This is a genomic window from Amycolatopsis sp. TRM77291 (assembly GCF_054166285.1).
Map to the genome: position 1 here is coordinate 7,490,710 of NZ_JBSZHF010000001.1, position 26,451 is coordinate 7,517,160.

Genomic DNA, 26,451 nt, shown 5'->3' on the forward strand with positions numbered 1-26,451 from the left:
ATGACCATCGGAGTGGCACTCCCGTCCGGGGATACCGCGGACGCAGTCAACATCGTCGACGAACTCATCACGCAGACCCGGCAGGCCGCCGACGCGGGCCTGACGTCGGTCTGGTTCTCCCAGCAGATGGAGCACGACGCGATCACCGTCGCCGCCCTCGCGGGCCGCGCCGTCCCGGGGATCACCGTCGGGACCGGCGTCGTCCCGATCTACCCGCGGCATCCCTTGCTCATCACCGGTCTCGCGCAGACGGCGCAGGCCGCCACCGGGGGCCGGTTCGTCCTCGGTCTCGGAACCGGCGCGAAGAACTGGCTCGAACCGGCGTACGGCGTCGAGTACCCGGCGCCGATCAAGCACCTTCGCGAGTACCTCACGATCCTCCGGCAGGTGTTCGACGGCGGCGAAGTCGACTTCCAGGGCGAGACGGTCCAGGCGCACGCCGAGGGCTTCGCGGCTTCGCTGTCCGTCGCGGGTTCTTCGGACATCCCGGTGATCATCGCGGCGATGGGACGGCAGGCGCTGCGCGTCACCGGTGAACTCGCCGACGGCACGATCCCGTTCCTCGCCGGGCCGAAGGCCCTTTCCGGGCTGATCGTCCCGGAGATCACCAAGGCCGCCGCCGGCCGTCCGGCGCCGCGGATCATCGCGATGGCCCCGGTCGTCGTGACCGACGATCCCGACGCCGTCCGCGCCCAGGTCGACCGGCAGTACGCGTTCTTCCGTGACATCCCCTCCTACCGCGCGGTCTTCGACCACCAGGGCGTGGACTCCGCCGGTGAACTGGTGATCGCCGGTGACGAGGAGACCGTCGCGGCCGAGATCCGGCGCTACTTCGACGCCGGCGCGACCGAGGTCGTCGCGACGCAGAGCGGCATCCGGAACAGCGAAGAGCGGCTTCGCACCTGGAGCGTCCTCGGAGACCTCGCCAAGCGCTGACTCCACGTGTCGTGAAGGGGGCGTTCGGGACATTCATCGTCCTGAACGCCCCTTTCATGACTTTGGGGCGCCCAGTGGCCTTGCTCACAGCGTTCGTATTGTGCATACTCGTGCGCATTGCGAACATAGCTGGAGGTCTCCAATGTCCCCTGCCGCGGCCCGTTCGTGGGTGGTCCCACTCGCCTGGACGGCGGTCCTGCTCGACGGATTCGACCTGGTCGTCCTGGGTACGGTGCTGCCGTCGCTGCTCCGTGACCACGTCTGGGGCCTGACCCCCGGCACGGCGTCGGTGATCTCGACCTTCGGCCTGATCGGCATGATGATCGGCGCGATGGCGATCGGTACGATCACCGACGTCATCGGCCGCCGTAAGGCGCTGATCATCGCGGTCACGGCCTTCTCCGCGTTCACCGCGCTCTGCGCCATATCGCCGTCGGCGTTCGTCTTCGGCCTGCTGCGTTTCCTCGCCGGGCTGGGCCTCGGCGGCTGTCTGCCGACGGCGATCGCGCTGGTCACCGAGTACGCCCGCAAGGGAAAGGGTGGCAGCGCGACGACCACGGTGATGACCGGCTACCACGTCGGCGCGGTGCTCACGGCCCTGCTCGGTATCTGGCTGATCCAGCCGCTCGGCTGGCGGGCGATGTTCGTGGCCGGCGCGCTGCCCGCGCTCGTGCTGGTGCCGCTGATGATCAAGTACCTGCCGGAATCCGAGTCCTTCGAGCGGGCGAGGGAGACGCAGGAGAAGTCGGCGACACAGGTCGTCGGCGGGCTGTTCCGCGGCGGGCTCCTGCGCGCCACCATCGCGTTCTGGGTGACGTCGTTCATGGGGCTGCTGCTGGTCTACGGGCTCAACACGTGGCTGCCGGAGATCATGCGCCAGGCCGGGTACCCGCTGGGCGCGGCGCTCGGGCTGCTGCTCACGCTGAACCTCGGTGGTGTCGTCGGTTTGCTCGTCGCGGGCCGGGTGGCGGACAAGGTCGGTGTGCGGCCCGCGGTGATCTTCTGGTTCCTCGGCGCGGCCGTGTTCTTGGCCCTGCTGAGCGTGAAGCTGCCCGCTGTCGGCCTGTACGCGGCCGTGTTCCTCACCGGCGGTTTCGTGTTCAGCGCGCAGGTGCTCGTGTACGCCTACATCGGCAAGACGTACCCGGACGCCATGCGCGCCACCGGGATCGGCTGGGCGGCGGGGGTCGGCCGCGTCGGCGCGATCAGCGGCCCGATCCTCGGCGGCGCGCTGCTGAGCGCCGGAATCGCGTACCCGTGGGGTTTCTACGCCTTCGCCGGAGTGGGGGCGTTGGGAGCGGCCGCGGTGACCGTGGTCCGTGCCGGCCGCTCCCAGGAGAACGCCGCTACCCCAGTTCCTTGAGCTCCCTTTCCACCGCGGCGAGTTCTTCCTCGGAACCCTGCACCTTCGGGCCGGTGAACCACTTGCGTGCCGAGGCGAACCACCACACCGCCGCACCACCGAGTACGACGAGGAAGGCGATGGGCGTGTAGTTGAAGCTGTCGATGGTGACCGGTGATCCCTGCGGGAGCATGAAAAGCACGAAGATGAAGCACACCCACACGGTCGCGATGGTCCCGACGAGCTTGCCCCAGCGGCCGAGGTTCCACGGTCCTGGTTCGAAATCGTCGCCCTTGCGCACCCGCAGGAACACCGGGATCACGTAGGCCACGTACAGGCCGACGACGGCGATCGAGGTCACCGCCGCGTAGGCGGTCGCGCTCCACAAGTACGGCAGGGCGAGCAGGAGCGCGCCGCCCGCGGCCAGCCACACCGCGTTGGTCGGCGTCTGGGTGCGCTTGTTGATGCGGTGCCAGAACTTCGAACCGGGGATCGCGCCATCGCGAGCGAAGGCGTAGATCATCCGCGAGTTCGCGGTCACCGACGCCATCCCGCAGAACAACTGTGCGCCGATGCAGATCAGCAACAGGAACTTGCCGGTCGTCGCGCCGGTCGCGTCGATGAAGATCTGCGCGGGCGGCACACCGGTTTCGGAGCCGGCGGCGCCTTCGTAGTCCTGGATGGCGAAGGTGATGCCGATCAGCAGGATCCAGCCGGCGACCAGGGAGACGAGGATCGAGTTGATGATCCCGCGCGGCCCGGCCTTCGCCGCGTTCTTGGTCTCCTCGGTCATATGGGCCGAGGCGTCGTATCCGGTGAGTGTGTACTGCGCGAGCAGGAGGCCCAGTAAGAAGACGTAGACAGGCGACGCCCAGCCGGTGTTGTTCACGAACTCGCCGAAGACGAACGACGCGTCCTGATGCTTCTCCGGAACGATGATCAGCACCCCGACGATGACCAGCACGCCCGCCAGATGCCACCACACGCTGATGCTGTTCAGCAGCGCGACGATCTTGACGCCGAAGGTGTTCAGCAGCCCGTGGATCACCAGGATGATCGCCAGCAGCAGGATCGTGTTGCCCGGTGTCGCCTCGAAGCCGAACTGCAGATCGAGGAAGGCGTTGAGGAACAGCGCCGCGCCGAAGTCGATCCCCGCGGTGACGGCGATCTGCCCGATGAGGTTGAACCAGCCGGTGAACCACGACCACGCCGCGCCGTTGCGCGGGGCGAGCTTCGCCGCCCAGTAGTAGAGGCCGCCCGCGGTCGGGTAGCTGGAGCAGACCTCGGCCATGCCCAGCCCGACCAGGATGACGAACAGGCCGACCAGCGGCCAGCCCCAGATCATCGCGGCGGGCCCGCCGGTCTTCATGCCGAACCCGTAGAGGGTCAGGCAGCCGGAGAGGATCGAGATGATCGTGAAGGAGACGGCGAAGTTGGAGAAGGCCGACATCGTGCGCCGGAGTTCCTGCGCGTAGCCGAGCTGGTGGAGCCGGGCACTGTCTTCGTCGGCGGGTTCTGCGGCCTGCTTGTCAGAGACATCCATCGGGCACCCACTTCAAAGGTATGCGGACAGACCATTGAGATCCGCCGAAATTAGGCCCGCCGACCTGCGCATGTCAAGGTCCCGTCAAGACCTCGCCCTCTCTGGACGCAGGGAATAGCTCGCCCGGCGCGGCGCGAGTGTCACCGTGGGTGAGGGGTGTGTGGAGATAGGGACGTTGAACGTCTCTATTTCCACACACCCGTCACGTCTCAGGCGGTCTGGCCGCGGTGACCGGACCTGTCACGCGGGCACTGTGTGGATTTCTGGTCGTCCAACGCCCCGAAATCCACACGGTCGGCGCCCTGCGGGCCCGTATCCCCACCCTGGACCGACCGAACCAGCGCTCTCGAAATACATGAAGGCCCCCTTCACTGCGCTAGACGCAATGAAGGGGGCCTTCACGTACTGCGGAGGTCAGCGCCCCGGGAACGCCTTCACGGCCTCCAGCGCGGTGTCCGGGTGGTCCGAGAAGTACCCGTCGACACCCGCCTTGAGGAACGCCTCCTGCTCGGCGAACGTGTTGCCGTACTCGGCGAGGTTCGCCGACGAGCGCAGGCTCTGCGGGAGGAAGTTGTTCTCGTTGCGGAACGTGTACGGCCCGACCTTCAGCCCGGCCTGGTGCGCGTCGGCGACGAGCCTGGTCGGCTGCCCCAGCGCGCCGTTCACCACCGGGATGACCTGCGCCTTCTCCGGGCCCAGGTAGTCCGCGTACTTCGAGATCTCCTTCAGGCCCGCCGGCGTCACGAGGTCGGCGTACGTCCGCGGGTCACCCTTCGCGACGAAGTCGGCCGGAGCGCCGGTCGCTGAGGTCAGCTGCAGCAGCGGCACCCGCACCTGGCGCGAGAGCGCGATCAGGTTCGACACCTCGAACGACTGGATGATCACCGGCGCCTTCGGGTGGTTGAGCCCGTTGCGCTTGATCAGCTCGACCAGCTTCGGCTCGGTCGGGTTCTTGATCGACGAGAAGTAGGTCGAGTGCTTGATCTCCGGGTACGTCCCCAGTTCGCGGCGCAGTTCGCGGCCGAGCCGGCGCGTCAGGTCGAGCACCTCCTGGTAGGTGGCGATCTGGTAGCGGCCGTCGTAGATCTTGTTGTTCGGCCGCAGCTGCGGGATCCGCTCGGTCGCGCGCAGGGTCTTCAGCTCGGCGAGCGTGAAGTCCTCGGTGAACCAGCCGGTGTACGACGTGCCGTCGATGACCTTCGTCGTCTTCCGGTTCGCGAACTCGGGGTGCTTCGCGACGTCGGTGGTCCCGCCGATCTCGTTCTCGTGCCGGGCGACGAGCTGGCCGTCCTTGGTGGGCACGAGGTCGACGTCGACCCAGTCGACGCCCTGGCGGTAGGCGAGCTCATACGAGGCGAGCGTGTGCTCCGGCCGGTAGCCGGGGGCGCCGCGGTGTCCGACGATCACCGGACCATCGTGACCCTTCGCCAGCGCCGACACATCTTGGGTGCTCGGCTCGGCGGCGCCCGCCAGCCCTGTGACGCTGAGTACGGCGAGTCCGGACAGGGCGAGCACGCCCAGGCGCTTTCGCATGGTGGGGAACCTCTTTCGCTTGAACTCGGGGTACCGCGCAACCCTTGACGCAGGAGGCGTCCGCCCGGCGAAGACGGACCGGCGGAGCGCTGACCGCCGGGTGAACGCCGGATGGAACCACCCGCTCGAGGACGGCGACGTGTTCGGGGCTCACCGGCCCGGTTACCCTGTGCGTCGTGCGCGTACTGGTAATCGGGTCCGGCGCCCGTGAGCATGCACTCGTCCTCGCGGTCGCGGAAGACCCTTCCGTCACCGCGCTGGCCTGTGCCCCGGGCAACGCCGGCACCGCCGCGGTGGCCGAACAACTCGGCGTGGACGCGGCCGACCCCGAGTCCGTCTCCGCCCTGGCCAAGCAGTGGCAGGCGGATCTGGTGGTGGTCGGTCCCGAGGTCCCGCTGGTGGCCGGAGTCGCCGACGCGGTCCGGAAGGCGGGCATCGCCTGCTTCGGCCCGTCCGCGTCCGCGGCCAGGATCGAGGGCTCGAAGGCGTTCGCGAAAGACGTCATGGCGGCCGCGAAGGTGCCGACGGCGCACTGCGAGGTCGTCGACAACCCCGCCCGTCTCGACGCCGCGCTCGGCCGCTTCGGCCCCACCTGGGTGGTCAAGGACGACGGTCTCGCCGCGGGCAAGGGCGTCGTGGTCACCACGGACGTCGACGTCGCGCGCAAGCACGCCCTGATGCTGCTCGACGGCGGGCACCCGGTGCTCCTGGAGTCCTTCCTCGACGGCCCGGAGGCCTCTCTCTTCTGCTTCGTAGACGGCCGCACGGTCGTCCCGTTGCTGCCCGCGCAGGACTTCAAGCGCGTCGGCGACGGTGACGCGGGCCCGAATACCGGCGGCATGGGGGCGTACGCGCCGTTGCCGTGGGCGCCGAAGGACCTGGTCGACGACGTCGTCGCCCGTATCGTCCAGCCCGTGGTCGACGAGCTCGACAAGCGCGGCGCCACCTTCTCCGGCCTGCTCTACGCCGGTCTCGCGCTGACTTCCGAGGGCCCGCAGGTCATCGAGTTCAACTGCCGGTTCGGCGACCCGGAGACCCAGGTCGTCCTGGCGCTGCTGCGCAGCCCGCTCGGCAAGGTCCTGCACGCGACGGCGACCGGTAAGCTCGCCGAACTGCCGCCGCTGGAGTGGGACTCCGGCGCGGCGGTCACCGTCGTGCTCGCCGCGGACGGCTACCCCGGCAAGCCGAGGACCGGCGACGTCATCACCGGTGGCGAGCTCGAAGGCGTGCTCCACGCCGGCACCCGCCGTCGCGACGACGGTGCCGTGGTCTCCTCCGGCGGCCGCGTGCTGTCGGTGGTCGGCACCGGCAAGAACCTGAAGGCCGCCCGCAAGGACGCCTACGCGACGGTCGAGAAGGTCCACCTGGCCGGCTCCCACCACCGCACCGACATCGCCCTGCTCGCCGCCAAGGGAGAGATCGCCACCCCGGTCTCGTGAATTCCCGGCGGAACCACCCGGGCGACCGCTGCGTCTAACCCGGTATTTCCTGAGAAGCTTAGGCGCTCGATACATCGGCGTTGGTAGCCTCGACAGGGCGAACGGTCACCGTGCGTGTTTCCAAGGGGTGGGGAATGGCAGCATCGAGCAAGGTCCAGGACCTCACGTCGGCGGTCCCGACGCCACCGTCGGTGGCCGACATCAGAGTCGACCCGTCGAAGCTGCTCGAAGTGGCGAAGATCGTCGAAGAGCAGGTCGACGCTCTGCAGGACAAGCTCATGACGCGGCTGGACCAGCTGCGTATCGACACGCCTGCCAACGACACCGTGAGCGTGCACGCGACCAGCGTCTGGAACGAGCTCGTGGCCGACGGCGACCAGTCGTACGCCGCGCAGGTCCGCGCGTACGTGGCCGGTCTCCGTGGCCTGGTCAGCCAGCTCCGCACGGCGGCCAAGGAGTACAAGACCAGCGATGCGGACAAGGCCGCCGCGTTCGGGGACCGTGGTGTACACCGGGCGTAGGCCTCGTGTGCTGGTGACCGGCGGGGTGCTCACCCTCGTGCTGGCCGGATGCGCCACGGACACGGGCGGGCAGGCGTTCCCCGACGAACCGGCGCTGGCCTCGGTCACGCAGGGCGCCAAAGCGTCGGCGCTGCCTGCCAGGCCCGCCGAACTGAGCCTGCAGGGCGTGGATCCGTGCGCGCTGCTCACCGATCCGCAGCTCGACCAGCTCAAGATCAACAGCAAACCGCGCGCGGCCGCGGAACCGATCGACGGCCCGACCTGTGTCCTCGACGCGGACGCCGCGCAGCCCTTCCACAGCTATTACGTCCGCACGATCACCGCGGACGTCGAAGAATGGTTCACCGGCAAGCGCCGCAAGAACAGCATGACGACGGAACCGACGGCGGTCGGCGGGTTCCCCGCCATCAAGAACCACCGTGACGCCGGCACACCGGGCGATTGCGAAACGCTCGTCGGGGTCGCTCAGGGGCAGACGCTGGCGGTGCGGGCGGTCACCGTCACCGCCGGCGCGTTCACCATGCCGCAGCTGTGCGAGATGTCCGCACAGGCGGCCGATTCGGCTTTGCAGACCTTGAAAGCACGCAACTAGGGAGGGCGGCGTGAACGTTTCCGACCTCGCGGGCAGGCTCCGCGATCTTCGGTTCGACGGCTACACCGACACCGGGATCGCGACCGAGATCGAACGCTTCCGCAGCGGTGACGGCACCGGCAGCATCGGTATCGCCGTCGACGCGTTGAAATCCGTCGCGGGCGCGCTCGCCGACACCGACAAGACGCTGCGTGACGAGCTGGGCAAGCTCGGCGTGGAATGGCAGAGCGAGGCAGGCGGTGCCGCCGGTCAGGTGTTCACCGAGCAGGCGGGCTTCTCCCAGGACGCGAACTCGAAGGTCTCACACTCCGCGGAGATGATCTTCGCCCAGGGTGAGGCCTTCAACCGGACGCTGCACAAGCTCCCGGATCCGGAAGTGGTCCGGAAGGGCGCCGGCGGCCTGACCGTCGGTGACGTCCTGCTGAGCCTCATCGGGTTCGAGACCGACCACGCCAAAACCGTCAGCGCCGCGAACAACGCGCGGGCGCAGGCGCAGGAGGCGTTGAACGACTACGCGAAGACGAGCGGCGAGAACCTGCTGTCGACCGGCACGCTGGCCGACCCGCAGGCGATGAACCTGACCCAGACCACGACCGCCGCCGGAGCGGGCGGCGGTTCCGCGACGCTCGACCTGGCTGGCACGGCCACGGACCTGACCCCGGACGGCAGCGTGCGACCCGCGTCGGCCGCCGTCGAATCGAAGTACGTGCCGCCGGTCGCGCAGCCCGTCAGCAACCCGAAGGCGCCGTCCTACGACGCGCCGACCCCGGCCTACGGCGTCGCCATGGGCGGCGGGACGGCTCGAAGGACCGCTTCGGCGGCGCCCTCCCCGGGCGCGACCGCTCCCGCGGCGGCCGCCCCGACCACGCCGTCCGGCACGTCGAGGCCAGCCCCCTCCCCGGGTTCCGGCTGGGTCACGCCGAACCGGCCGTCCCCGCAACCCGAGCAGGGCAGGCCGTCGTACCCGGTCACCGGCTCGCCCACCTCGCCGCCGTTCGTCCCGCCGGGCGCGCCGAACACCCCGAACGTGCCGCCGGGTCAGTCCACCGGCAGCGCGCCGCCGAACAGCACCACGTCGGCGCAGCCGGCAGGCAAGTCGTTCGGCACCGGTCCCGGTGTCGACAGCGCTGTCGGAAAGGGCCCCGGCTCCAGCTCGGGTCCTGGTGTCTTCGGCAACGTCGGCGGTGGCGCGGGTGGCGACCAGGCGCTCGGCAAGGGCCGCTCCGTCGGCTCCGGACCGCAGGCGCCGATGGCCCCCGGCAACGAATCCGGCCGCGGTTTCCCCGCCGTCCCGAAGATCACCGGACCGGCCGCGGGTGACCTGGGTGCCGGTGCCGCGGCGCTCGGCGCCGGTGTCGCGGGCGGTGCGCTCAGTGGCGACCGGGAACGCGACCGCCGTCCCCGTCAGGAAGGCGGCGGCGTGAAGCCGACCCGCCAGCTCCCGATCGGTGAGCTTCCCGAAGAGGAGGCCATGCGGCGCTCGGAGAAGATCGGCGCGAAGCAGCCGAAGCCCGAGTCGAAGTTCATGGAGCGAGCGGCCACCCAGGACGTCGAAGAGGACGCGGAGCACATCAGGCGTTACGGCGTCGACGACAAGGACCTGTTCACCGACGAGCGGCTGGTGTCGCCGGACGTGATCGGTGACCACGGCAACTCCGAAGCGCGCTGAACCTGTGCCGAACGACAACGGCAGCCTGGTGCTGTCCGCACTCGAGTTCGAAATGCTCTGGGAAGCCGAACGGCTGCCCCGCCGTCATGCCGCACTCGACGTGCCGAGCCCCGGAACGACCCACACGGAGCGGGCGGCGCTGATCGAAGAAGCCTGGGAATCCCTGCGCGCGCGAGGTCTCGCGCGGGGACACCAGGCGTCGGGCGAGCTGGTCGACATGCTGAACCTGTTCGCGCACCCCCGGATCGCGATCGACGTCTGGGTGTGGACCGACCGCGAGATCAAGGGTCAGGCGGTGAGCGTCGGCAACCAGGCGTTGCTCGGCGTGATCGACTCCGGGCAGGTGTGGCTGATCCCCGCGAGGGAGAGCTCCCTCGCCGAAGCCGCGGTCTCGGTCGCGGGTGATCTCGGTCCTGGCGTCGGCCAGTCGATCAGCGTCCCGCACGACGTCCTCGTCCAGGCCGACGCCGCCGCCCGCGGCGACGCGAAGGCTCTGGTCACCGCGCTGGAAGACCTGGACGTGCCCCTCTGGCAGGCCCAGGAGGTGGCGGGCATGCTGCTCGGCCAGGAGGCGCGGGGACAGTTCGGTGTCGAACGCGCGGGCCGCGACGGCCGCCCCCGGCGCGCGGACAAGGTGGTCGCCTTCTACGACACGGACGCGGGGCGGTACCTGTTCCAGGTCGCGCGGAACCGGGACGGGCGGGATTGGGCGACCATCACCCCGGCCGACAACCAGTTGCTGGCGACCAGGATCCGGGAAGTCACCGATTTCTGATTCGCCCGATTATCGGCGGGGTGGAAGTTGGCGTGGATACGCGCACGGCCAACTGCGGAGGTCTTAAAGTAGGCGCGGGAACCGTCCTGATCGCCCGCGCGTCTGATCGGGCGGATACGAGTTTTTCCGTGAAGGGGATGACGAACCGTGCCTGTGTACGACCCGGATTCCATGGGGATCGCCGCCGGTCAGGTGGAGAAGCTCAAGGACGAGTTCGAGAAGACCAAAAAAGGCGTCACCGGGATGGATGACGAGAAGGAATCCCCCTTCGGCGGAGTGGACGAGCACGGCGACGCGCACGGCGCGGTCGGCAAGTTCAAACAGGGCGTCCACAACGAATTCGATTCGGCCGGTCAGCTCATGGAGGCCACGGCCTTCGTGCTGCGAAAGGCGGCGGGGTTGATCAAGGAGACCGAAGCGGTCCACGTGGACAACCTGAAGGTGCACGGGGAACTGTGACGACTCGCCAGGCCTGGGGGCCGCGGACCAAGGGGGCTTGAGCAGTGGCTTTGAACGGTGTCGGCGCCGGCACGCCGGACGGCTGGGACGGACTCGTCCAGAAGGCCGAGCAGATCGGCAAGGTCAACCTCGCCGCCATTCAGAACGCTTCGAGGCAGTTCAAGACGGCCGCCGACAACGCGGGCGACCACAGCGCGGCGTTGAAAACGTCGACGGAAGCGTTGAACGGCGGCGTCTGGGCCGGACCCGCCGCGGAGGCCTTCTTCGAGTACGTCAGGTCGATCACGAAGGCCGGAAAAAACGTCGAGGAGCAGCTCGGCAAGGTCGTCGACGACCTCGATCGCGTCCACACCGATCTCGGCAACATCAAGATGCAGGTGAAGGGTGTCTACGAAGACGCCGAAGCCGCGGTCAACAAAAGGAACACCCAGGCGGAGGCGGACAAGAACGCCGCGATCACGGCCGCCGCGCAGGCCGAGAAGGATCACAAGCCGGCGCCGAGTCCTTCGGCCGACGAGATCATCCAGAAGGCCAAGACCGACATCAACGGGATCGCCAAGGACGCCGACGGCCGGGTCAAGGGACTGCTCGACCAGGCCAACCAGATGATCCAGAAGTCCCAAGAACTGATGAAGAAGGACATCCAGGGCGGCTACTCCACCGTCCCGATGCCCGGCAAGGACGGCTCCGTCCCGAAACGCACCGGCGGTCTCCACGCCGGCGGTGGCGGTGGAGGAGGCGGCGGCGGTGGCGGTGGGGGCGGCGGCCTCGGCCCGAGCGGCGGCCCGCCCTCGACGACGCCGCCGGGCAACGTCCAGCAGTGGATCCAAGAGGCCATCAAGATCCTGCAGGCCAACGGGATCCCGGTGACCGAGGCGGATATCCAGAAGATCTGGACGATCATCGAGAAGGAGTCCGGCGGCAACCCCAACGCCATCAACAACTGGGACTCCAACGCGGCGAAGGGCACGCCGTCCAAAGGGCTGATGCAGTGCATCGACCCGACCTTCAACGCGCACAAGCTTCCCGGGCACGACGACATCTACAACCCGGTGGACAACATCATCGCGGGCGTCCGGTACACGTTCTCGCGGTACGGCGGCTTCGAAGGGCACCCGGGCCTGAAGTCCATGGCCGGTGGCGGCGGTTACCAGGGCTACTAGCGGCCTCGTGAGTGGTAAGGACGGTTAGAACGGTCCTTACCACTCACGAGCCCTGTCCCGGCCCCGGCCGATCCGCGTGACCGAATGGCCGCCACGCGTGACCCGCCGGACGACATGCGTGATCCGATGGACGACACGCGTGACTGGATGGACGCCACGCTCGCGGCCGTATCGCGTATCGCATCGCGCGTCGTCCGTCCAGTCACGTGTGTCGTCCGTCCAGTCACGTGTGTCGGCCCTCCAATCACGCGAGTCCCTGGGCGTCGTGTCGCGAAAGCCACTTTCGGGACATCAGGCGTCGCGAAAGTGGCTTTCGCGACACGCTGGGCGGCGGCCCGCGCTCAACGCCTGAGTCCCGCTTCCGCCGGGTGGTCGTGGCCTCAGGCGGAGGCGACGCGCTCCCGGACGTAGGCGATGTCCGCGNGTCGCGAAAGCCACTTTCGGGACATCAGGCGTCGCGAAAGTGGCTTTCGCGACACGCCATCGGGGCCCGACGCTCCCGAGCGGTCAGTAATCCTTGAGCACCAAGGCATTCGCCGCCTCCGTCAGCGGCCGCATGGCCGCCTTCATCACCCGGTCGCGGAACGGCAGATAAGGCAGCACCCGCATCGACTGAATCTGCTTCCACTGCCGGAACCGCGTCTGCTTCTTCTGGTTCAGCGAAGCCAGCGCCTGGTTCCGGAGGATGAACGGCCGCATTTCCCTTTCGTACGAAGCGAAAGCGGCGCGGTGGTCAGGAGAAGTGGCCAATGAGCCGGTGAGCACATAGGCGCCGACGAGCGCCAAACTGGTGCCCTGTCCCGAAAGTGGCGACGGGCCGTAGCCCGCGTCGCCGACCAGCGCGACGCGACCGTCGGTGAACCGGTCCATCCTGATCTGGGTCATGGAATCGAAGTACAGCTCGCTCGACGCCATCTCCCGGAGCAGCCGCGGGATTTCCCAGCCCTGCCCCGGGAATCGGTCCGCGATCAGCTTCCGTTGCTGCTCGACGTCATGGCGGTCGAAGGCGAGTTCCGGCGACTGGAAGCCGAGCATCGCCCGCGCCTCCGTGTTCTTTCGCGCGCTGTACAGCCCGGCCAGCTTTCCCGGGGTCATGTGGAAGACCTGCCAGCGGTCCAGATCGAGGAAGTTCGGCACGGTGAACACCGCGAGGTAGGTGTCCAGGTAATGCGAAAACTGTTTCTCCGCCCCGAAAACCAGCGATCGCACGGCCGAGTGCCGGCCGTCCGCGCCGACGACGAGGTCGAAGTCCCGCGCCTCGCCGCGAGCGAAGGTGACCCGGACACCGTCGGCCCGCTGCGCGATTCCGGTGATCCAGTCCCCGTAGACGTACTCGACACCCTCCTGGGCGACCGAGGCCAGCGTGTCGGTGAGGTCGTCCCGCAGGATCTCGACGTCCTCGCTGTCGGTGAGCCCGCCGGTCAGCGTGTGGTCGGTGACCTTCACGAGGGTCTTCCCCTCGCCGTTCACGAACGACATCCCGCGCATGTCCGTGCTCAGTTCCCGGAGCCGCCCGAGCACCCCCATCCGGTCGACGACGCCGAGCGCCGTGCCCCGAATGTCGACCGCGTGCCCGCCGACGCGGGGCGCGGGGGCCCGCTCGACGACCGTCGGCGCGAAACCGTGCTGCCGCAGCCAGTACGCCAGCGTCGTACCGGCGATTCCCGCTCCCGAAATCAGGACCTTCCGCATGCCCACTCCTTGTGTACGGTGTTTGAAGCACTGCGTACAACGTATGGAGACCACATCGAACCACCAGGAAAAGCGGCTGAAAATCCTCAGTGCACTAGTGCGATCCAGCTAGTGCGCCCACTGACCTGCCGTCAGGTGCACTATGGCAAGGAGCCGACCATGACCGAGCCGCCCTACCTGCGGATCGCCGCCGAGATCCGCCGCCGGATCACCTCCGGTGAGCTGCGCGAGGGCGACAAGGTCCCGTCGACGCGCCGGATCATCGCCGAATGGGGCGTCGCGATGGCGACCGCGACGAAGGTGCTCGCCACGCTGAAACGGGACGGCTTGGTCGTCGCCAAACCCGGCGCGGGCACGGTCGTCGCGAGCCGCAACCGGAAGCCCGCACCGAGGACCGAGGCGGAGCTGTCACGCGAGCGGGTGGTGAAGGCGGCGATCCGGATCGCCGACGCCGAGGGCATCCGCGCGCTCTCGATGCGCCGCGTCGCCTCCGGCCTCGGCGTCGCGACGATGGCGCTTTATCGCCATGTCACCGCCAAGGAGGAGCTGATCCTCGAAATGGCGGACATGGCGCTCGGCGAAATCCGTTTCCCGCCCGAACCGCCGCCCGGCTGGCGGGCCCAGCTGGAGCTGATGGCGCGGGCGCAATGGGCCCTGTTCCGGCGGCATCCGTGGCTCGCGCAGGCGCTCTCGATCACCCGCCCGCAACCGCTGCCGAACCTGCTCGCCCACGCGGACTGGGCGACCCGCGCGCTCGACGGCCACGGCCTCCCGGCGTCGACGATCATGTACGCGCACATCACGATCTTCAACCACGTGCGCGGCATCGCCCTCAGCTTCGAGGCCGAAGCCGACACCGAATCCGGGACGGCGGTCTCGGCCGACGCCTGGCTGGCGGAGCACGAGCCGATCCTCTGGGATCTGGTGTCCGGCGGTCGTTTCCCGAACTTCGCCGGTGTCGTCTCGCGTGCCCCGTTCGACTACGACCTCGACACGCTCTTCGAGTTCGGGCTCCAACGACTCCTCGACGGCTACGCGATTCTCCTGGCGAAGGCGAGTTAGCCTCACCCACATGTCCTTCCCAGGCCCCGCCGCACGTTCCGCCGTTCCGCCGTTCCACGTCATGGACGTCCTTTCGGCCGCGCAGGCGCGCCAACGCAGCCACGGGGACCTGGTCCCGCTGCTCGCGGGGCAGCCGTCCGCGCCGGCGCCGCGCCCGGTGCTCGAAGCCGCGCAGCGGGCGCTGAAGGGCCACAACCTCGGCTACACCGAGCAGCTCGGCATCCCGGAACTGCGCGAGGCCGTCGCGGAGCACTACAACCGCACGTACCCGGTCGACGTGAGCCCGGAGGACGTCATCATGACGACCGGTTCCTCCGGCGGCTTCCTGCTCTCGTTCCTCAGCGCCTTCGAGGCGGGAGACCGGGTCGCGATGGCGCGTCCCGGCTATCCGGCCTACCGGAACCTGCTGAAGGTGCTCGGCTGCGAGGTCGTCGAGTTCGCCACCGGGCCCGAGACGAACTTCCAGCCCACTGTGGCCCGGCTGGACGAGCTGGGGCCGATCAAGGGACTCATCGTGGCCAGCCCGAGCAATCCCACCGGCACCGTCCTGCCACCGGGTGAACTGGCGGCGATCAGCGGCTGGTGCGCATCACACGGTGTGCAGCTGATCAGCGACGAGATCTACCACGGCATCTCCTACGGCGCCGGGCTCGACTGCGCCTGGCAGTACGGCGACGAGGCGCTCGTCCTCGGCTCGTTCTCGAAGTACTTCGCCATGACCGGCTGGCGGCTCGGCTGGATGCTCGCGCCGCAGCGGCTGCATCGCGCGATCGACGTCCTGACCGGCAACTTCACCATCTGCCCGCCCGCGGTCTCCCAGCACGCCGCGGTCGCCGCGTTCACCCCGGAGTCGTACGCGGAGGCCGACGGCCACGTCGAGCGCTACCGGGCCAACCGCGACGTGCTCTTCGCCGGACTCAAGAGCATCGGCATCGACAAGCTCGCGCCCGCCGAAGGTGCCTTCTACGCCTACGCCGACGTCTCCGCGTACACGAACGACAGCCTCAGCTGGTGCCAGCGGCTCCTCGCCGACACCGGTGTCGCGATCGCTCCCGGGATCGACTTCGACCCGGTCGACGGCGGGCGGTTCGTACGGTTCTCCTTCGCGGGCTCGCGCGAGGACATCGACGAAGGGGTCCGCAGGCTCGGCGACTGGCTCGCTCAGCGTCCATAGGTGAACCCGCGACCGCGATCACGTCGCCAGGGCGCTTCCGAGGCCTTCGGCCGAGGCGGGTCCACCGCTCAGGGGGAACCCGGAATTCACCCTGAACGTTAGGCGGAACGAAGGCGCTCGCGAGTTCCGCCTGACAACCTGGACTCACCGGGCCCGCATGGGCACGGCGAGGCAATCGGAGGATGCCATGTTCTGGAAGATCGTCGGCGGGCTGATCCTGGCTTGGGTGGCCTTCATGGTGCTCGGATCCGTGCTCGGTTTTCTCGTGAAGGCCGTCTTTTGGATCGCCGTCATCGGTGGTGCGGTCTTCCTCGGCACGGCCGCGTACGGCGCCATCAAGGGCAAGGGCACCCCGAAGCAGCTCCGCCGCTAAGGCTTACGCGCCACCCCGCCGAGCGACGTGAAGTTCACGGGCGAAAGCGGGGTGAAGCGCGGGCCGTCCGGCCACCACAGGTGCGGATACGTCAGGCCCGGCTCCACGAGATCGAGTCCCTCGAAGAAGGACTCGATCTCTTCGCGCGTCCGGTACAGCGTGTCCAGCCCGGTGCCGTTGAAGCGCTTCTCGAGTGACGTCGCGACGTCGGCCGCTTCGGTGCCGTCGGCGGGATTGTGCTGGTGCAGCAGCGCGACGAACGAGCCCGGCGCCAGCGCGTCGACGTAGGCGCGGACGATCTTCCGCGCCTCGTCGAGATCCTGGATGTGGTGGACGATCGCGCACAGGATCAGCCCGACCGGCCGGTCGAATTCCAGCCGGTGAGTACGGGCGAGCTCTTCGATGACCTCGGCCGGTCCGGTCAGGTCCGCGGCCGCCATATGCGCGAAGTCGTTGGCCGCCAGCAGCGCGCGCCCGTGCGCCTGGACCACCGGATCGTGGTCGACGTAGACGACCTGCGCCTCGGGGTTGTACCGCTGCGCGACCTGGTGCGTGTTGTCCATGGTCGGGAAGCCGGAGCCGAGGTCGAGGAACTGGTCGATGCCTTCGCGGTCGGTCAGGTAGCGCACGGTCCGGACCAGCCAGTGCCGGACCTCCTTGGCCATGGCCCGCGCGTCCGGCGAGATCTCCAGGATCTGGCGCAGTGCCACCCGGTCGGCCTCGTAGTTGTCCTGGCCGCCCATCAGCGCGTCGAAGACCCGCGCGATGCTCGGCCGGTCGAAATCGACGGGCACGAACGGGCGTCGGTCCACGGACATGGGCACCTACCGGGGGTGAATCGGCTTGGACTGGTTCAGCGTAGGTCATCCGATTCACCGCGCGTAAGCGGATGAGCGACGAGGGTGAATTATTCCTCCGAAGAGCCGAAGCCGGATTTCGCCGTGGTCACGCCGACCCAGCGTTCCGCCCGCATCCCGACCGCCCGTGCACCGTCCACATTGGACTGACGATCGTCGAAGAACAGGCAGTCGGCGGGTTCGGCGCCGAGTTCGGCGAGCAGGATCCGGTAGATCTTCGCGTCGGGCTTCATGCAGCCGAGGTCACCGGAAAAGAGCTTCACGCGGAACAGCTTCGCCCATTCCTGCTCGCGCACCCAGCGGCCGAAGGTGGACGGCGCGTTCGAGAGCAGCGCGAGCGCCGCGCCCGCTTCGTGCAGCCCTTCCAGCAGTTCGAGCACGTCGGGCTCGACGTGCGTCCAGCCGGTGACGTCGATGGAGGTCAGTTCGTCGGAGAACGCCTTGTCGACCGGGACGTCCAGCGCGCGGCCGATGCTCTGCCAGTACTCGAGGTCCGTGCCGCCGGAGTCGTACCGGATCCGCTCGGCCCAGTAGTGCGGCTCGAAGTCGGCGACCTCGCGATCGAAGGCCTTGGCCAGGGTCGGCAGCGCGTCGGTGTGCGCGCTGATGACGTCGCCGTAGTCGAAGATGATCCAGTTCACGTTCAGCCCCCGGTCTTGACGCGTTGAAGGGTTTCCTCGATGTCCGCCGCGGAAAGGTCCCGGTGCGCCACGAACCGGATCCGGCCCGAGCTGGGCAGCGTCCGGATCCCGAGCCCGGCCAGCCACGCCAGCCTGCCTTCGAGGTCCGGTGCGGCCACCTGCACGATGTTGGTTTCGGGGGTGTTGACCTCCCAGCCGTGCTCCGCGAGCCCGGCCGCGAGCCGTGTCGCGTTCTCGTGCGTCTCGGCGAGGTCGCCGACGCGGTCCAGCGCGACCATGCAGGCCGCGGCCAGCACGCCGCCCTGGCGGACGCCGCCGCCGAGCATCTGGCGCATCCGCCGTGCCTTCTCGACGAACTCCTCGCTGCCCGCCACCACCGAGCCGACGGGCGCCCCGAGCCCCTTCGAGAAGCAAGCGGAAACGGTGTCGACGCCGACCGTGAGCGCCGCGGGAGGGATCCCCAGCGCGACCGACGCGTGCCAGATGCGGGCGCCGTCGAGGTGCACGGTCAGCCCGGCCTCCTTCGCCACCGCGACCAGCTGGGCGTGCTCGTCGGGCGGGGTGACCGCGCCGCCGGCCGTGTTGTGCGTGTTCTCCAGGCACAGCAGCGGGGTGCGCAGCGCGTAGTACGGCCCGCGCGGGACGCCGATCGCGGCCGAAAGCGTTTCCGGCGTCGGACGGCCCGGTCCGGCGTCGTGCTCCAGCGGCTCCGGCATGCCGCCCGCGAGCCAGGCGGCGGACCCGAGTTCGTCGGTGATCACGTGCGAGCCGCGCGGCGCGAGGAACCGGTCCCCGCGCTGGAGATGGATGCTCAGCGCGATCAGGTTCGCCATGGTCCCGCTCGGCGTCCAGAGCGCGGCGGGCATGCCGAGGAGTTTCGCGGCACGCTGTTCCAGCGCGCCGACGGTCGGATCGCCGTCGAGGACGTTGTCGCCGACCTCGGCCTTCGCCATGGCCTGGCGCATGACGTCGTCCGGCCGGGTCACGGTGTCGGAGCGGAAATCGATCTGCGGAAGGGAGCGCGAGGTCACGGTACGATCACATCACATCGACCGGCCTGCGGTGAATCTCCTCCCCGGCTGGTCCGCCGCGCCCGCTCATGCAACCGTGGACGCCCCCGGTTCCGTCCTACCCACCGACGAGGCAAGAGCGGAGACAAAAACCGCGTGAACCAGCGCGACGAACAAGAGTTCGCGGAGTACTTCGCCGCGAAGCGGGACTCTGTGCGCAGGACCGCGTACATGCTCTGCGGTGACTGGCATCGTGCGGACGACCTCGCGCAGACGGCGTTCGTCGCGCTGCACCGGAGGTGGAAGAAGATCAGAGAACGGGCGGCGACCGACGCCTACGTGCGGAAGACGCTGGTCAGGGCGGTCATCGACGAGTCGAGGCGGCCGTGGCGGCGGGAGTGGCAGACCGAAGAGCTGCCCGAACCACCGCAGGACGGCTTCGACCTCGGCGAGCAGGTCGTCACCAGGGAGGACCTGCTGGCCGCGTTGCGCGAAGTGCCCCCGAAGCAGCGGGCCGTGCTGGTGCTCAGGTTCTTCGAGGGCCTGGACGTCGGTGCGGCGGCGAAGGCGCTCGGATGCAGCGAAGGCAACGTGAAGAGCCAGACCGCGCGCGGGCTGGCGAACCTCAGGCAGGTCATGGAGAAGGAGGAGGTGGCACGGGATGGACGAGAATGACCTGAAGGCGTTGTTCCGTGACGCCCCCGGCGACGCGCCGTCGCCGACCTTCGACACCGCCGACGTGGTCCGCGCCTCGAAACGCGCCACCGCTCGACGCCGAAACGGTATCGCGGTGGCCTGTAGTGCGGTGGTTTTGGTCTTGGCCGGAGTGGGCATGTTCGGCGTGCTCGGCGGAACCGAGCTCCAGACGGGGAGCGCGGCCAAATCCGGGGACGAAGCGGTTTCCGCGGGGCAACCCGGGGCGGCGTCCGTACGTCCTCTTGACAGCGGGGACCCTTCGAACTTCTCGAACCCGCCGCCTCAGCAGGGGGGCGACGGGCCAGAGAGGACCGGCCAGATGACGGCCGAAGGCACCTACGGGTGCGACCAGGTGGACCGGGAGCTCGCCACCGCCCTCGCTGGCGAGCTCCCGGTCCGCGTGGATGTCGCCAAGTCGACGCCCGGCGACCTCTGTACGACGGGTGCCAGGTCCGCGGGGTTCCAGGTGCCGGGCGGCACGGTCTCCGCCGCGGTCTTCCCGGCCGGTTCGGCCGTCCCGTCGGTGCCCACTGGGGCGGCCGAAGCGCGCCGGACCACCCCCAAGGGGGCACTCGTGGTCGTGGTGAGCCTCGGTGACGGCTCGGGCAGGCCGGCGCTCCCGGAGTCCGACGTCGACAGGCTGGTCGGCGTCCTCGCCGCCCGCTACTGACCGAGCTGGCAAAATAGCCCGTCATGACCGCCGCAGCGACCACGCCGAAGGGTGAGCGACGTCGTGCCGAGCTCATCGAGGCCGCCGCGTCGCTGCTGGCCGAGGGCGGTTTCGACGCCGTGCGGCATCGTGCGGTCGCCGAACGCGCGGGGCTGCCGCTGGCCTCGACGACGTACTACTTCGACTCGCTCGAAGAGCTGGTCACCGCCGCGGTGGAGCATCACGCGAAGGTGGAGCTGGAGACCGGGCGGCGACGCCTCGACGAGCTGGCGACCCGCAACCGCGGTGTCGAGGCCACCGTCGACCTGGTGCTCGACATGCTCCTCGGCCCGCTTCGCCCGGATCGTGAGGCAGACGCCGAAGCGGTCCTCCTTCGCTACGAACGCCTCGTCGGGACGGGCCGCCGTCCGTACCTTCGGCCGCTGATGCGGACGCTGTCCGCGCAGCTGTACGAACTGCTCCACGAGATCTTCGCGCGCTCCGGCACGCCTGTGGGCAGCACCGAACTGGAGCGGTTGGTCGCCCTGGTCGACGGCGCCGTCGTCAACGCGCTGATCGAGGTCGACCCGGAGCCGCGCGCCGCCGCCGCCCGGATGCTGCAGGCCGCCCTCGCCTGACCCCCGCATTTAGTCCTCTGGATGCGGTGGTTCGTGACGCCAACTACCGCATTCAGAGGACGAAACGCGGCGGGGGTTAGTCTGGCCGCGTGACGGACAAGCCCCGCATCCCCAACGTGCTCGCCGGCCGCTACGCCTCGCCTGAGCTGGTCGAACTCTGGTCCCCGGAACGCAAGGTCGTACTTGAGCGCGAGCTCTGGCTCGCCGTGCTCCGCGCGCAGGCCGACCTCGGCGTCGAGGTGGGAGAAGGTGTCGTCGCCGACTACGAACGCGTGCTGGAGCAGGTCGACCTCGACTCGATCGCCGCGCGCGAGCGGGTCACCCGGCACGACGTGAAGGCCCGGATCGAGGAGTTCAACGCGCTCGCCGGGCACGAGCACGTCCACAAGGGCATGACCTCGCGGGACCTCACCGAGAACGTCGAGCAGCTGCAGGTGCTCCGTTCCCTGGAGCTGATGCGGAGCCGCGTCGGCGCGGTGCTCGCCCGGCTAGCCGCGATCGCGGTCGAACACTCCGACACGGTGATGGCGGGCCGTTCGCACAACGTCGCCGCGCAGGCCACGACGCTGGGCAAGCGCTTCGCCACCGCCGCGGACGAACTGCTGGTCGCGTTCGACCGGCTCGAAAACCTCATCGGCCGCTACCCGCTGCGCGGGATCAAGGGCCCGGTCGGCACCGCGCAGGACATGCTCGACCTGCTCGGCGACGAGTCCACTTTGGACGAACTGGAGTCGCGGGTCGCGGCCCACCTCGGCTTCGAGAACGTGTTCACCAGCGTCGGCCAGGTGTACCCGCGTTCGCTCGACTTCGACGTGCTGTCCACCGTCGTCCAGCTGGCGGCCGCCCCGTCGAGCCTCGCGAAGACGATCCGCCTGATGGCGGGCCACGAACTGGTCACCGAAGGCTTCAAGCCGGGCCAGGTCGGCTCGTCGGCCATGCCGCACAAGATGAACACCCGCTCGTGCGAGCGCGTCAACGGGCTCGCCGTCGTGCTGCGCGGCTACCTGTCGATGGTCGGCGAGCTCGCCGGCGACCAGTGGAACGAAGGCGACGTGTCCGACTCCGTCGTCCGCCGGGTCGCGCTGCCCGACGCGTTCTTCGCGCTCGACGGCCTGCTGGAGACCTTCCTCACGGTGCTGGCCGAGTTCGGCGCCTTCCCGGCGGTCATCGGACGTGAGCTCGATCGCTATCTGCCGTTCCTCGCGACCACCAAGGTGCTCATGGCCTCGGTCCGCGCGGGCGTCGGGCGTGAAACCGCTCACGAGGCGATCAAGGAGAACGCCGTCGGCGTCGCGCTCGCGATGCGGGAGCAGGGGCTCGCGGAGAACGACCTCCTCGACCGGCTCGCCGCCGACGAGCGCATCCCGCTCGACCGCGGTGAGCTGGACAAACTCCTCGCCGACCGGATCTCGTTCACCGGTGTCGCGCCGCGTCAGGTGGCCGCGATCGCGTCCCGCGTCGAGGGCATCCTGGAGCGTTTCCCGGAAGCGGCGAACTACTCGCCGGCACCGATCCTCTGACCTGTGAGCAGCCCCACCACGGGGTGTTCACAGAGTGAGACGAAGTTACTCGATCGGGCGAAATGCCTAATCTCGATCGCTGAACCCGGAGCGCCAGGCCGCCCATGAGGCGGCCTGGCGTGTTTGTATCGCGCCTTGCGCGCCGAACCCACGGAAGAAGCGATGAGATCCACGCTGTCGAAATTCGTCGCCGTCGTCACGGCCGGAGCGGCCACCCTCGCCCTCGCCGCCTGCGGCTCCGGTGACGCGGGCGCGAGCGGCCAGAAGCTGCGGGTCGGCACCCTGACCGACGCGCCGCCGTCCATCTACCTGGAGAACGGCACCTTCACCGGCTACGACAACGAACTGCTGCGCGACATCGCGAAGCGCGAAGGCTTCGAGGTCGAGTTCGTCGGCACCGAGTTCGCCGGCCTGCTCGCCGCCGTCGCCACCAACAAGTTCGACATCGGCAGTTCCACGATCTCCACCACCGAGGCCCGCAAGAAGACCGTCGCGTTCAGCAACGGCTACAGCACCGGGTTCACCTCGATCATCACCAAGAAGGGTGCGGGGCTCAAGGACGTCGGTGCCTACAACGGCAAGCGGCTCGGCGTCGTGCAGGCGTCGGTGCAGGACGACTTCGCGACCGGCAAGGTGCCCGGCGCCAACGTCGTCCGCTTCCCCGACTACAACGCCGGTTTCGCGCAGCTGAAGGGCGGCAGCCTCGACGGCTGGGTCGTGCCGAAGGACATCGGGCAGAAGTACATCGACCAGAACCCGGATCTGCAGCTGGAGTTCGGCTACACCGTCGAGACCAAGGACACGCCGTCCGCGTTCGCCGTCCGCAAGGACAACAAGGAACTGCTGAAGAAGCTCAACGACGGCCTCGCGAAGGCCGTGGCGGACGGCACCGTCGCCCGCCTGCACGCTCAGTTCTTCAAGACCGAGCCGCTGCCCAAGGAACTCGAACAGGGCGGCCCCGGCCTGCCCGTCCAGAACGCGGGGGTCTGAAAACCATGAAGAAAGCCTTCCTCGCCACGCTGGCCGCCGGCCTCGTCGCCGTGCTCGCCGCCTGCGGTGGCGGCGAGTCCGCCACCGAGAAGACGTTGCGCGTCGGGACGCTGAGCGACGCGCCGCCGAACATCTACGTCGAGAACGGCAACTACACTGGCTTCGACAACGAGCTGCTGAAGGCCATCGCCGCCAAGCAGAACCTGAAGCTCGAGTTCGCCTCGACCGACTTCTCCTCGCTGCTCGGCCAGGTCGCGAACAACCAGTTCGACATCGGCAGCTCGGCCATCGCCCAGACCGACGAGCGCAAGAAGAACGTCGACTTCTCCAGCCCGTACAACTTCGAGGTCATGAGCATCCAGACCAAGGACGGCTCGCCGATCAGCGAGGAGAAGGGCCTGTCCGGCAAGCGGGTCGCGGTCATCCAGGCGACCGTCGGCGACAAGTGGCTCACCTCGACGGTGCCCGACGCGCAGGCCGTGCGCTTCCCGGGGTACGCCCCGGCGCTGGCCGCGCTGAAGAGCGGCGCGGTCGACGCGTACATCCTCGACCAGGCGATCGCCGAGACGAACGTCAAGGAGAGCACCGACGCGAAGCTCAAGGTCGTCAAGTCCTTCACCACCGACGTGCCCCACGGCTTCGCGGTGAAGAAGGGCAACGCGGAGCTGCTCACCAAGATCAACGAGGGCCTGAAGCAGGTCATCGCCGACGGCACCTGGGTCAGGCTGCACGAGAAGTTCCTGCCGACGGCCCCGGTCCCCGATCAGTTCAAGGCGTGAGGATCACGATGAAGAAGTCACTCGCCGCCGTCGTAGGTGCCGCCCTCGTGGCGGTGCTGGCGGCGTGCGGCGGCGGTGATGGCGCGAGCGGCGACACGCTGCGCGTCGGCACGCTCAGCGACTCGAAACCCAACGCCTATCAGGAAAACGGCGTGTTCACCGGGTTCGACAACGAGCTGCTGAAGGCCATCGCCGCGCACCAGAACCTGAAACTCGAGTTCGTCTCCACGGAGTTCTCGACCCTGCTGAGCCAGGTCGCGAACGGCAAGTTCGACATCGGCAGTTCGGGGATCTCGCAGACCGACGAACGCCGCAAGACCGTCGACTTCTCGGCGCCGTACAACTACCAGTCGCTCGGTATCGAGACCCGCGAAGGCGTCGGCATCACCGACGAGAACTCCTTGGCTGGCAAGCGGGTCGGGGTCGTGCAGGGCACGGTGTCGGACAGCTGGCTGGCGGCCAACGCGCCCACCGCGCAGGCCGTCAGGTTCCCGCAGGACGCCACCGCGCTCGCCGCGCTCAAATCGGGCGCGATCGACGGCGCGATCTTCGACCAGGCGACCGCCGAGGACTACGCGGCGAAGAACCCGGACGCGAAGCTCAAGGTGGTCAAGGCGATCACCACGACCATCCCGCACGGCTTCGCGGTCAAGAAGGGCAACACCGAGCTGGCCGGCAAGATCAACGCCGGGCTCAAGGCGGTCATCGCCGACGGCACATGGGAAAGGGTGCACCAGCGGTTCGAGCCGAACGCGCCGGTGCCCGCGGAGTTCAAGGCCGGGCAGAAGTAAGTGGACGATTTCCTCAACACCTTCCTGAACTGGGAGTACATCTGGGAGGTCTTCCCGGACCTCCTCGGGACCGGCCTGCTGAACACGCTGATCCTGTCGGTGTTCTCGGCGCTGATCGGCACCGTGCTCGGCATGCTGCTGGCCACCATGGGCCTGTCCAGCAAGGCGTGGCTGCGCTGGCCCGCCCGGGTGTACACGGACATCTTCCGCGGTCTGCCCGCGATCCTGACCATCCTGGTGATCGGGCAGGGCGGCGGGATCCTCATCCCGTCGCTGTCCCGGAATCCGTACCCGCTGGGCATTCTCGCGCTGAGCCTGATCGCCGCCGCCTACATCGGCGAGATCTTCCGCGCCGGTATCCAGAGTGTCGAAAAAGGACAGATGGAGGCCAGCCGCGCGCTGGGCATGAGCTACACCAAGGCGATGACGCTGGTCGTCATCCCGCAGGGCGTGCGGCGCGTGCTGCCCGCGCTGGTGAATCAGTTCATCGCGCTTGTCAAGGACTCCAGCCTGGTGTACTTCCTCGGCTTCCTCGCCGAGCAGCGCGACCTGTTCCGCATCGGGCAGGACCTCGCGGCGAACACCGGGAACCTGTCGCCGCTGGTCGCGGCGGGGGTGGTGTACCTGGTGATCACCGTGCCGCTGACGCATCTGGTCAACTTCATCGACAAGAAGCTGCGCACCGGCAAGAAGATCCGGGTCGACGACGATGGCGGCGAGCCGGAACTCCTGAACACCGGAAAGGTGCCGATGCCATGACCGCCGCCGTACGTTCATCGAGCGTCGAACTCCGCGACATCCACGTCTCCTTCGGCACCCTCGAAGTGCTGAAGGGCGTGAACCTCAAGGTCGAGAAGGGGCGCACGACCTGCATCATCGGCCCGTCCGGCTCCGGTAAGTCGACGCTGCTGCGCTGTGTGAACCGTCTCCAGGAGCCCGATTCGGGCGACCTGCTGCTGGGTGGCGAGAGCGTCATCTCGTCGGACCCGGACGCGCTGCGCCAGCGGGTCGGGATGGTGTTCCAGCACTTCAACCTGTTCGGGCACCGCAGCGTGCTGGACAACATCACCCTGCCCCTGCGCAGTGTGCGCAAACTCGGCAAGGAGGAGGCGGCGGACATCGCGCACGCCCGCCTCGCCGAGGTCGGCCTCGCCGACAAGGCGCCGTACCGGCCGAGCGCGCTCTCGGGCGGGCAGCAGCAGCGGGTCGCGATCGCGCGGGCGCTCGCCATGGAGCCCGAGGTCATGCTGTTCGACGAGGCGACCAGCGCGCTGGACCCGGAGCTGGTCAAGGGCGTCCTCACGCTGATGGCGGGGCTGGCCGAACGCGGGCTGACGCTGCTCGTGGTCACCCACGAGATGGGTTTCGCGCGCGGCGTCGCCGACGAGGTCGCGTTCATGGACGACGGGAAGATCGTCGAACAGGGCGCTCCGGAGGCGATCTTCGACGCTCCGCGGAGCGAGCGTTTGCAGCGATTCCTATCTCAGGTGTTGTAGGGCGCCGCCGTTGCCCCGGGCCCGATCTGTGGGGTCTGTGGGGCCTGGAGCCGGTGTCGCGAAAGCCACTTTCGGGACATCAGAGGTCTCGAAAGTGGCTTTCGCGACATG

The 26,451-nt window shown here is 68.7% G+C and carries 27 protein-coding genes; 21 read left to right on the forward strand and 6 right to left on the reverse strand.

Features of this window, described 5'->3' with window-relative positions; genetic code table 11:
• Both ACXIZN_RS34985 and ACXIZN_RS34990 read left to right on the forward strand, forming a co-directional pair.
• The gene (locus ACXIZN_RS34985) at nt 1-936 is read left to right on the forward strand and encodes an LLM class F420-dependent oxidoreductase (RefSeq protein ID WP_457959195.1); all 936 of its coding nucleotides are present in this window, start codon (nt 1-3) and stop codon (nt 934-936) included.
• Nucleotides 937-1,078: 142 nt separating this feature from the next.
• The gene (locus ACXIZN_RS34990) at nt 1,079-2,299 is read left to right on the forward strand and encodes an MFS transporter (RefSeq protein ID WP_457959196.1); all 1,221 of its coding nucleotides are present in this window, start codon (nt 1,079-1,081) and stop codon (nt 2,297-2,299) included.
• Here ACXIZN_RS34990 and ACXIZN_RS34995 read toward each other — a convergent pair.
• Together ACXIZN_RS34995 and ACXIZN_RS35000 are read right to left on the reverse strand one after the other, a co-directional pair.
• The gene (locus tag ACXIZN_RS34995) at nt 2,283-3,821 is read right to left on the reverse strand and encodes an amino acid permease (RefSeq protein WP_457959197.1); all 1,539 of its coding nucleotides are present in this window, start codon (nt 3,819-3,821) and stop codon (nt 2,283-2,285) included. The two genes, ACXIZN_RS34990 and ACXIZN_RS34995, sit on opposite strands and share 17 nt — an antisense overlap.
• A gap of 414 nt (nt 3,822-4,235) precedes the next feature.
• Nucleotides 4,236-5,354, reverse strand: coding sequence for a glycerophosphodiester phosphodiesterase (locus tag ACXIZN_RS35000; RefSeq protein ID WP_457959198.1), 1,119 nt, complete (start codon nt 5,352-5,354; stop codon nt 4,236-4,238).
• Nucleotides 5,355-5,530: 176 nt separating this feature from the next.
• Here ACXIZN_RS35000 and purD point away from each other — a divergent pair, with 176 nt between their 5' ends.
• From purD to ACXIZN_RS35035, 7 genes are all read left to right on the forward strand, one after another.
• On the forward strand, nt 5,531-6,793 hold the full coding sequence (gene purD, locus ACXIZN_RS35005) for a phosphoribosylamine--glycine ligase (protein WP_457959199.1): 1,263 nt from the start codon (nt 5,531-5,533) through the stop codon (nt 6,791-6,793).
• Between the two features lie 134 nt (nt 6,794-6,927).
• The gene (locus ACXIZN_RS35010; RefSeq protein WP_126736264.1) at nt 6,928-7,314 is read left to right on the forward strand and encodes a PE domain-containing protein; all 387 of its coding nucleotides are present in this window, start codon (nt 6,928-6,930) and stop codon (nt 7,312-7,314) included.
• Entirely contained in the window at nt 7,265-7,906 is a 642-nt protein-coding gene (locus ACXIZN_RS35015) for a DUF3558 domain-containing protein (RefSeq protein ID WP_457959200.1), read from the forward strand. Before ACXIZN_RS35010 ends, ACXIZN_RS35015 begins: the two co-directional genes overlap by 50 nt.
• Nucleotides 7,907-7,916: 10 nt before the next feature.
• Entirely contained in the window at nt 7,917-9,575 is a 1,659-nt protein-coding gene (locus ACXIZN_RS35020) for a hypothetical protein (RefSeq protein WP_457959201.1), read from the forward strand.
• 4 nt (nt 9,576-9,579) lie between these two features.
• The gene (locus tag ACXIZN_RS35025) at nt 9,580-10,350 is read left to right on the forward strand and encodes an ESX secretion-associated protein EspG (protein ID WP_457959202.1); all 771 of its coding nucleotides are present in this window, start codon (nt 9,580-9,582) and stop codon (nt 10,348-10,350) included.
• Between the two features lie 147 nt (nt 10,351-10,497).
• The gene (locus tag ACXIZN_RS35030) at nt 10,498-10,809 is read left to right on the forward strand and encodes a hypothetical protein (RefSeq protein WP_185927309.1); all 312 of its coding nucleotides are present in this window, start codon (nt 10,498-10,500) and stop codon (nt 10,807-10,809) included.
• A gap of 44 nt (nt 10,810-10,853) precedes the next feature.
• On the forward strand, nt 10,854-11,972 hold the full coding sequence (locus ACXIZN_RS35035) for a transglycosylase SLT domain-containing protein (protein WP_457959203.1): 1,119 nt from the start codon (nt 10,854-10,856) through the stop codon (nt 11,970-11,972).
• Nucleotides 11,973-12,479: 507 nt separating this feature from the next.
• Here ACXIZN_RS35035 and ACXIZN_RS35040 read toward each other — a convergent pair.
• Nucleotides 12,480-13,664, reverse strand: coding sequence for an FAD-dependent monooxygenase (locus ACXIZN_RS35040; protein WP_457959204.1), 1,185 nt, complete (start codon nt 13,662-13,664; stop codon nt 12,480-12,482).
• Between the two features lie 159 nt (nt 13,665-13,823).
• On the opposite strand from ACXIZN_RS35040, the gene ACXIZN_RS35045 reads away from it, so the two are divergent.
• From ACXIZN_RS35045 to ACXIZN_RS35055, 3 genes are all read left to right on the forward strand, one after another.
• Nucleotides 13,824-14,726: a TetR/AcrR family transcriptional regulator C-terminal domain-containing protein gene (locus ACXIZN_RS35045; protein ID WP_457959205.1), complete on the forward strand. Its 903-nt coding sequence runs from the start codon at nt 13,824-13,826 to the stop codon at nt 14,724-14,726.
• Between the two features lie 10 nt (nt 14,727-14,736).
• Nucleotides 14,737-15,900, forward strand: a complete 1,164-nt coding sequence (locus tag ACXIZN_RS35050; protein WP_457959206.1) for a pyridoxal phosphate-dependent aminotransferase — start codon at nt 14,737-14,739, stop codon at nt 15,898-15,900.
• A gap of 187 nt (nt 15,901-16,087) precedes the next feature.
• A complete protein-coding gene (locus ACXIZN_RS35055; RefSeq protein WP_007032516.1) occupies nt 16,088-16,273 on the forward strand; it encodes a hypothetical protein in 186 nt (61 codons plus the stop codon).
• Here the strand turns inward: ACXIZN_RS35055 and ACXIZN_RS35060 are convergent.
• The 3 genes from ACXIZN_RS35060 to ACXIZN_RS35070 all read right to left on the reverse strand — a co-directional run bounded on the left by ACXIZN_RS35060 (nt 16,270) and on the right by ACXIZN_RS35070 (nt 18,802).
• Entirely contained in the window at nt 16,270-17,091 is an 822-nt protein-coding gene (locus tag ACXIZN_RS35060) for an SAM-dependent methyltransferase (protein WP_457959207.1), read from the reverse strand. The two genes, ACXIZN_RS35055 and ACXIZN_RS35060, sit on opposite strands and share 4 nt — an antisense overlap.
• 89 nt (nt 17,092-17,180) lie before the next feature.
• Nucleotides 17,181-17,771 (reverse strand): HAD family hydrolase, encoded by a 591-nt coding sequence (locus ACXIZN_RS35065; RefSeq protein WP_457959208.1) that lies wholly within the window; start codon nt 17,769-17,771, stop codon nt 17,181-17,183.
• Nucleotides 17,772-17,773: 2 nt separating this feature from the next.
• Nucleotides 17,774-18,802, reverse strand: a complete 1,029-nt coding sequence (locus ACXIZN_RS35070) for a threonine aldolase family protein (RefSeq protein ID WP_457959209.1) — start codon at nt 18,800-18,802, stop codon at nt 17,774-17,776.
• Between the two features lie 135 nt (nt 18,803-18,937).
• Between ACXIZN_RS35070 and ACXIZN_RS35075 the strand changes: the two genes are divergently transcribed.
• The 9 genes from ACXIZN_RS35075 (at nt 18,938) to ACXIZN_RS35115 (ending at nt 26,340) form a co-directional block, all read left to right on the forward strand.
• Nucleotides 18,938-19,456, forward strand: a complete 519-nt coding sequence (locus ACXIZN_RS35075; protein ID WP_125733058.1) for a SigE family RNA polymerase sigma factor — start codon at nt 18,938-18,940, stop codon at nt 19,454-19,456.
• On the forward strand, nt 19,443-20,147 hold the full coding sequence (locus ACXIZN_RS35080; protein WP_457959210.1) for a hypothetical protein: 705 nt from the start codon (nt 19,443-19,445) through the stop codon (nt 20,145-20,147). The genes ACXIZN_RS35075 and ACXIZN_RS35080 overlap by 14 nt, the downstream gene beginning before the upstream one ends.
• Before the next feature lie 23 nt (nt 20,148-20,170).
• The gene (locus ACXIZN_RS35085; protein ID WP_457959211.1) at nt 20,171-20,764 is read left to right on the forward strand and encodes a TetR/AcrR family transcriptional regulator; all 594 of its coding nucleotides are present in this window, start codon (nt 20,171-20,173) and stop codon (nt 20,762-20,764) included.
• An 89-nt stretch (nt 20,765-20,853) separates the two neighbouring features.
• Nucleotides 20,854-22,284 carry an adenylosuccinate lyase gene (gene purB / locus ACXIZN_RS35090; protein WP_457959212.1) on the forward strand — a complete coding sequence of 477 codons (1,431 nt, stop codon included), beginning with the start codon at nt 20,854-20,856 and terminating at the stop codon, nt 22,282-22,284.
• A 162-nt stretch (nt 22,285-22,446) separates the two neighbouring features.
• Nucleotides 22,447-23,274, forward strand: coding sequence for a substrate-binding periplasmic protein (locus ACXIZN_RS35095; protein ID WP_457959213.1), 828 nt, complete (start codon nt 22,447-22,449; stop codon nt 23,272-23,274).
• 5 nt (nt 23,275-23,279) lie between these two features.
• Complete coding sequence (locus ACXIZN_RS35100; RefSeq protein WP_457959214.1) at nt 23,280-24,053, forward strand: ABC transporter substrate-binding protein; 774 nt, start codon at nt 23,280-23,282, stop codon at nt 24,051-24,053.
• Nucleotides 24,054-24,061: 8 nt separating this feature from the next.
• On the forward strand, nt 24,062-24,844 hold the full coding sequence (locus tag ACXIZN_RS35105; RefSeq protein WP_457959215.1) for an ABC transporter substrate-binding protein: 783 nt from the start codon (nt 24,062-24,064) through the stop codon (nt 24,842-24,844).
• A complete protein-coding gene (locus ACXIZN_RS35110; protein ID WP_457959217.1) occupies nt 24,845-25,603 on the forward strand; it encodes an amino acid ABC transporter permease in 759 nt (252 codons plus the stop codon).
• A complete protein-coding gene (locus ACXIZN_RS35115; RefSeq protein WP_457959218.1) occupies nt 25,600-26,340 on the forward strand; it encodes an amino acid ABC transporter ATP-binding protein in 741 nt (246 codons plus the stop codon). The genes ACXIZN_RS35110 and ACXIZN_RS35115 overlap by 4 nt, the downstream gene beginning before the upstream one ends.
• Nucleotides 26,341-26,451 lie beyond the last annotated feature (111 nt).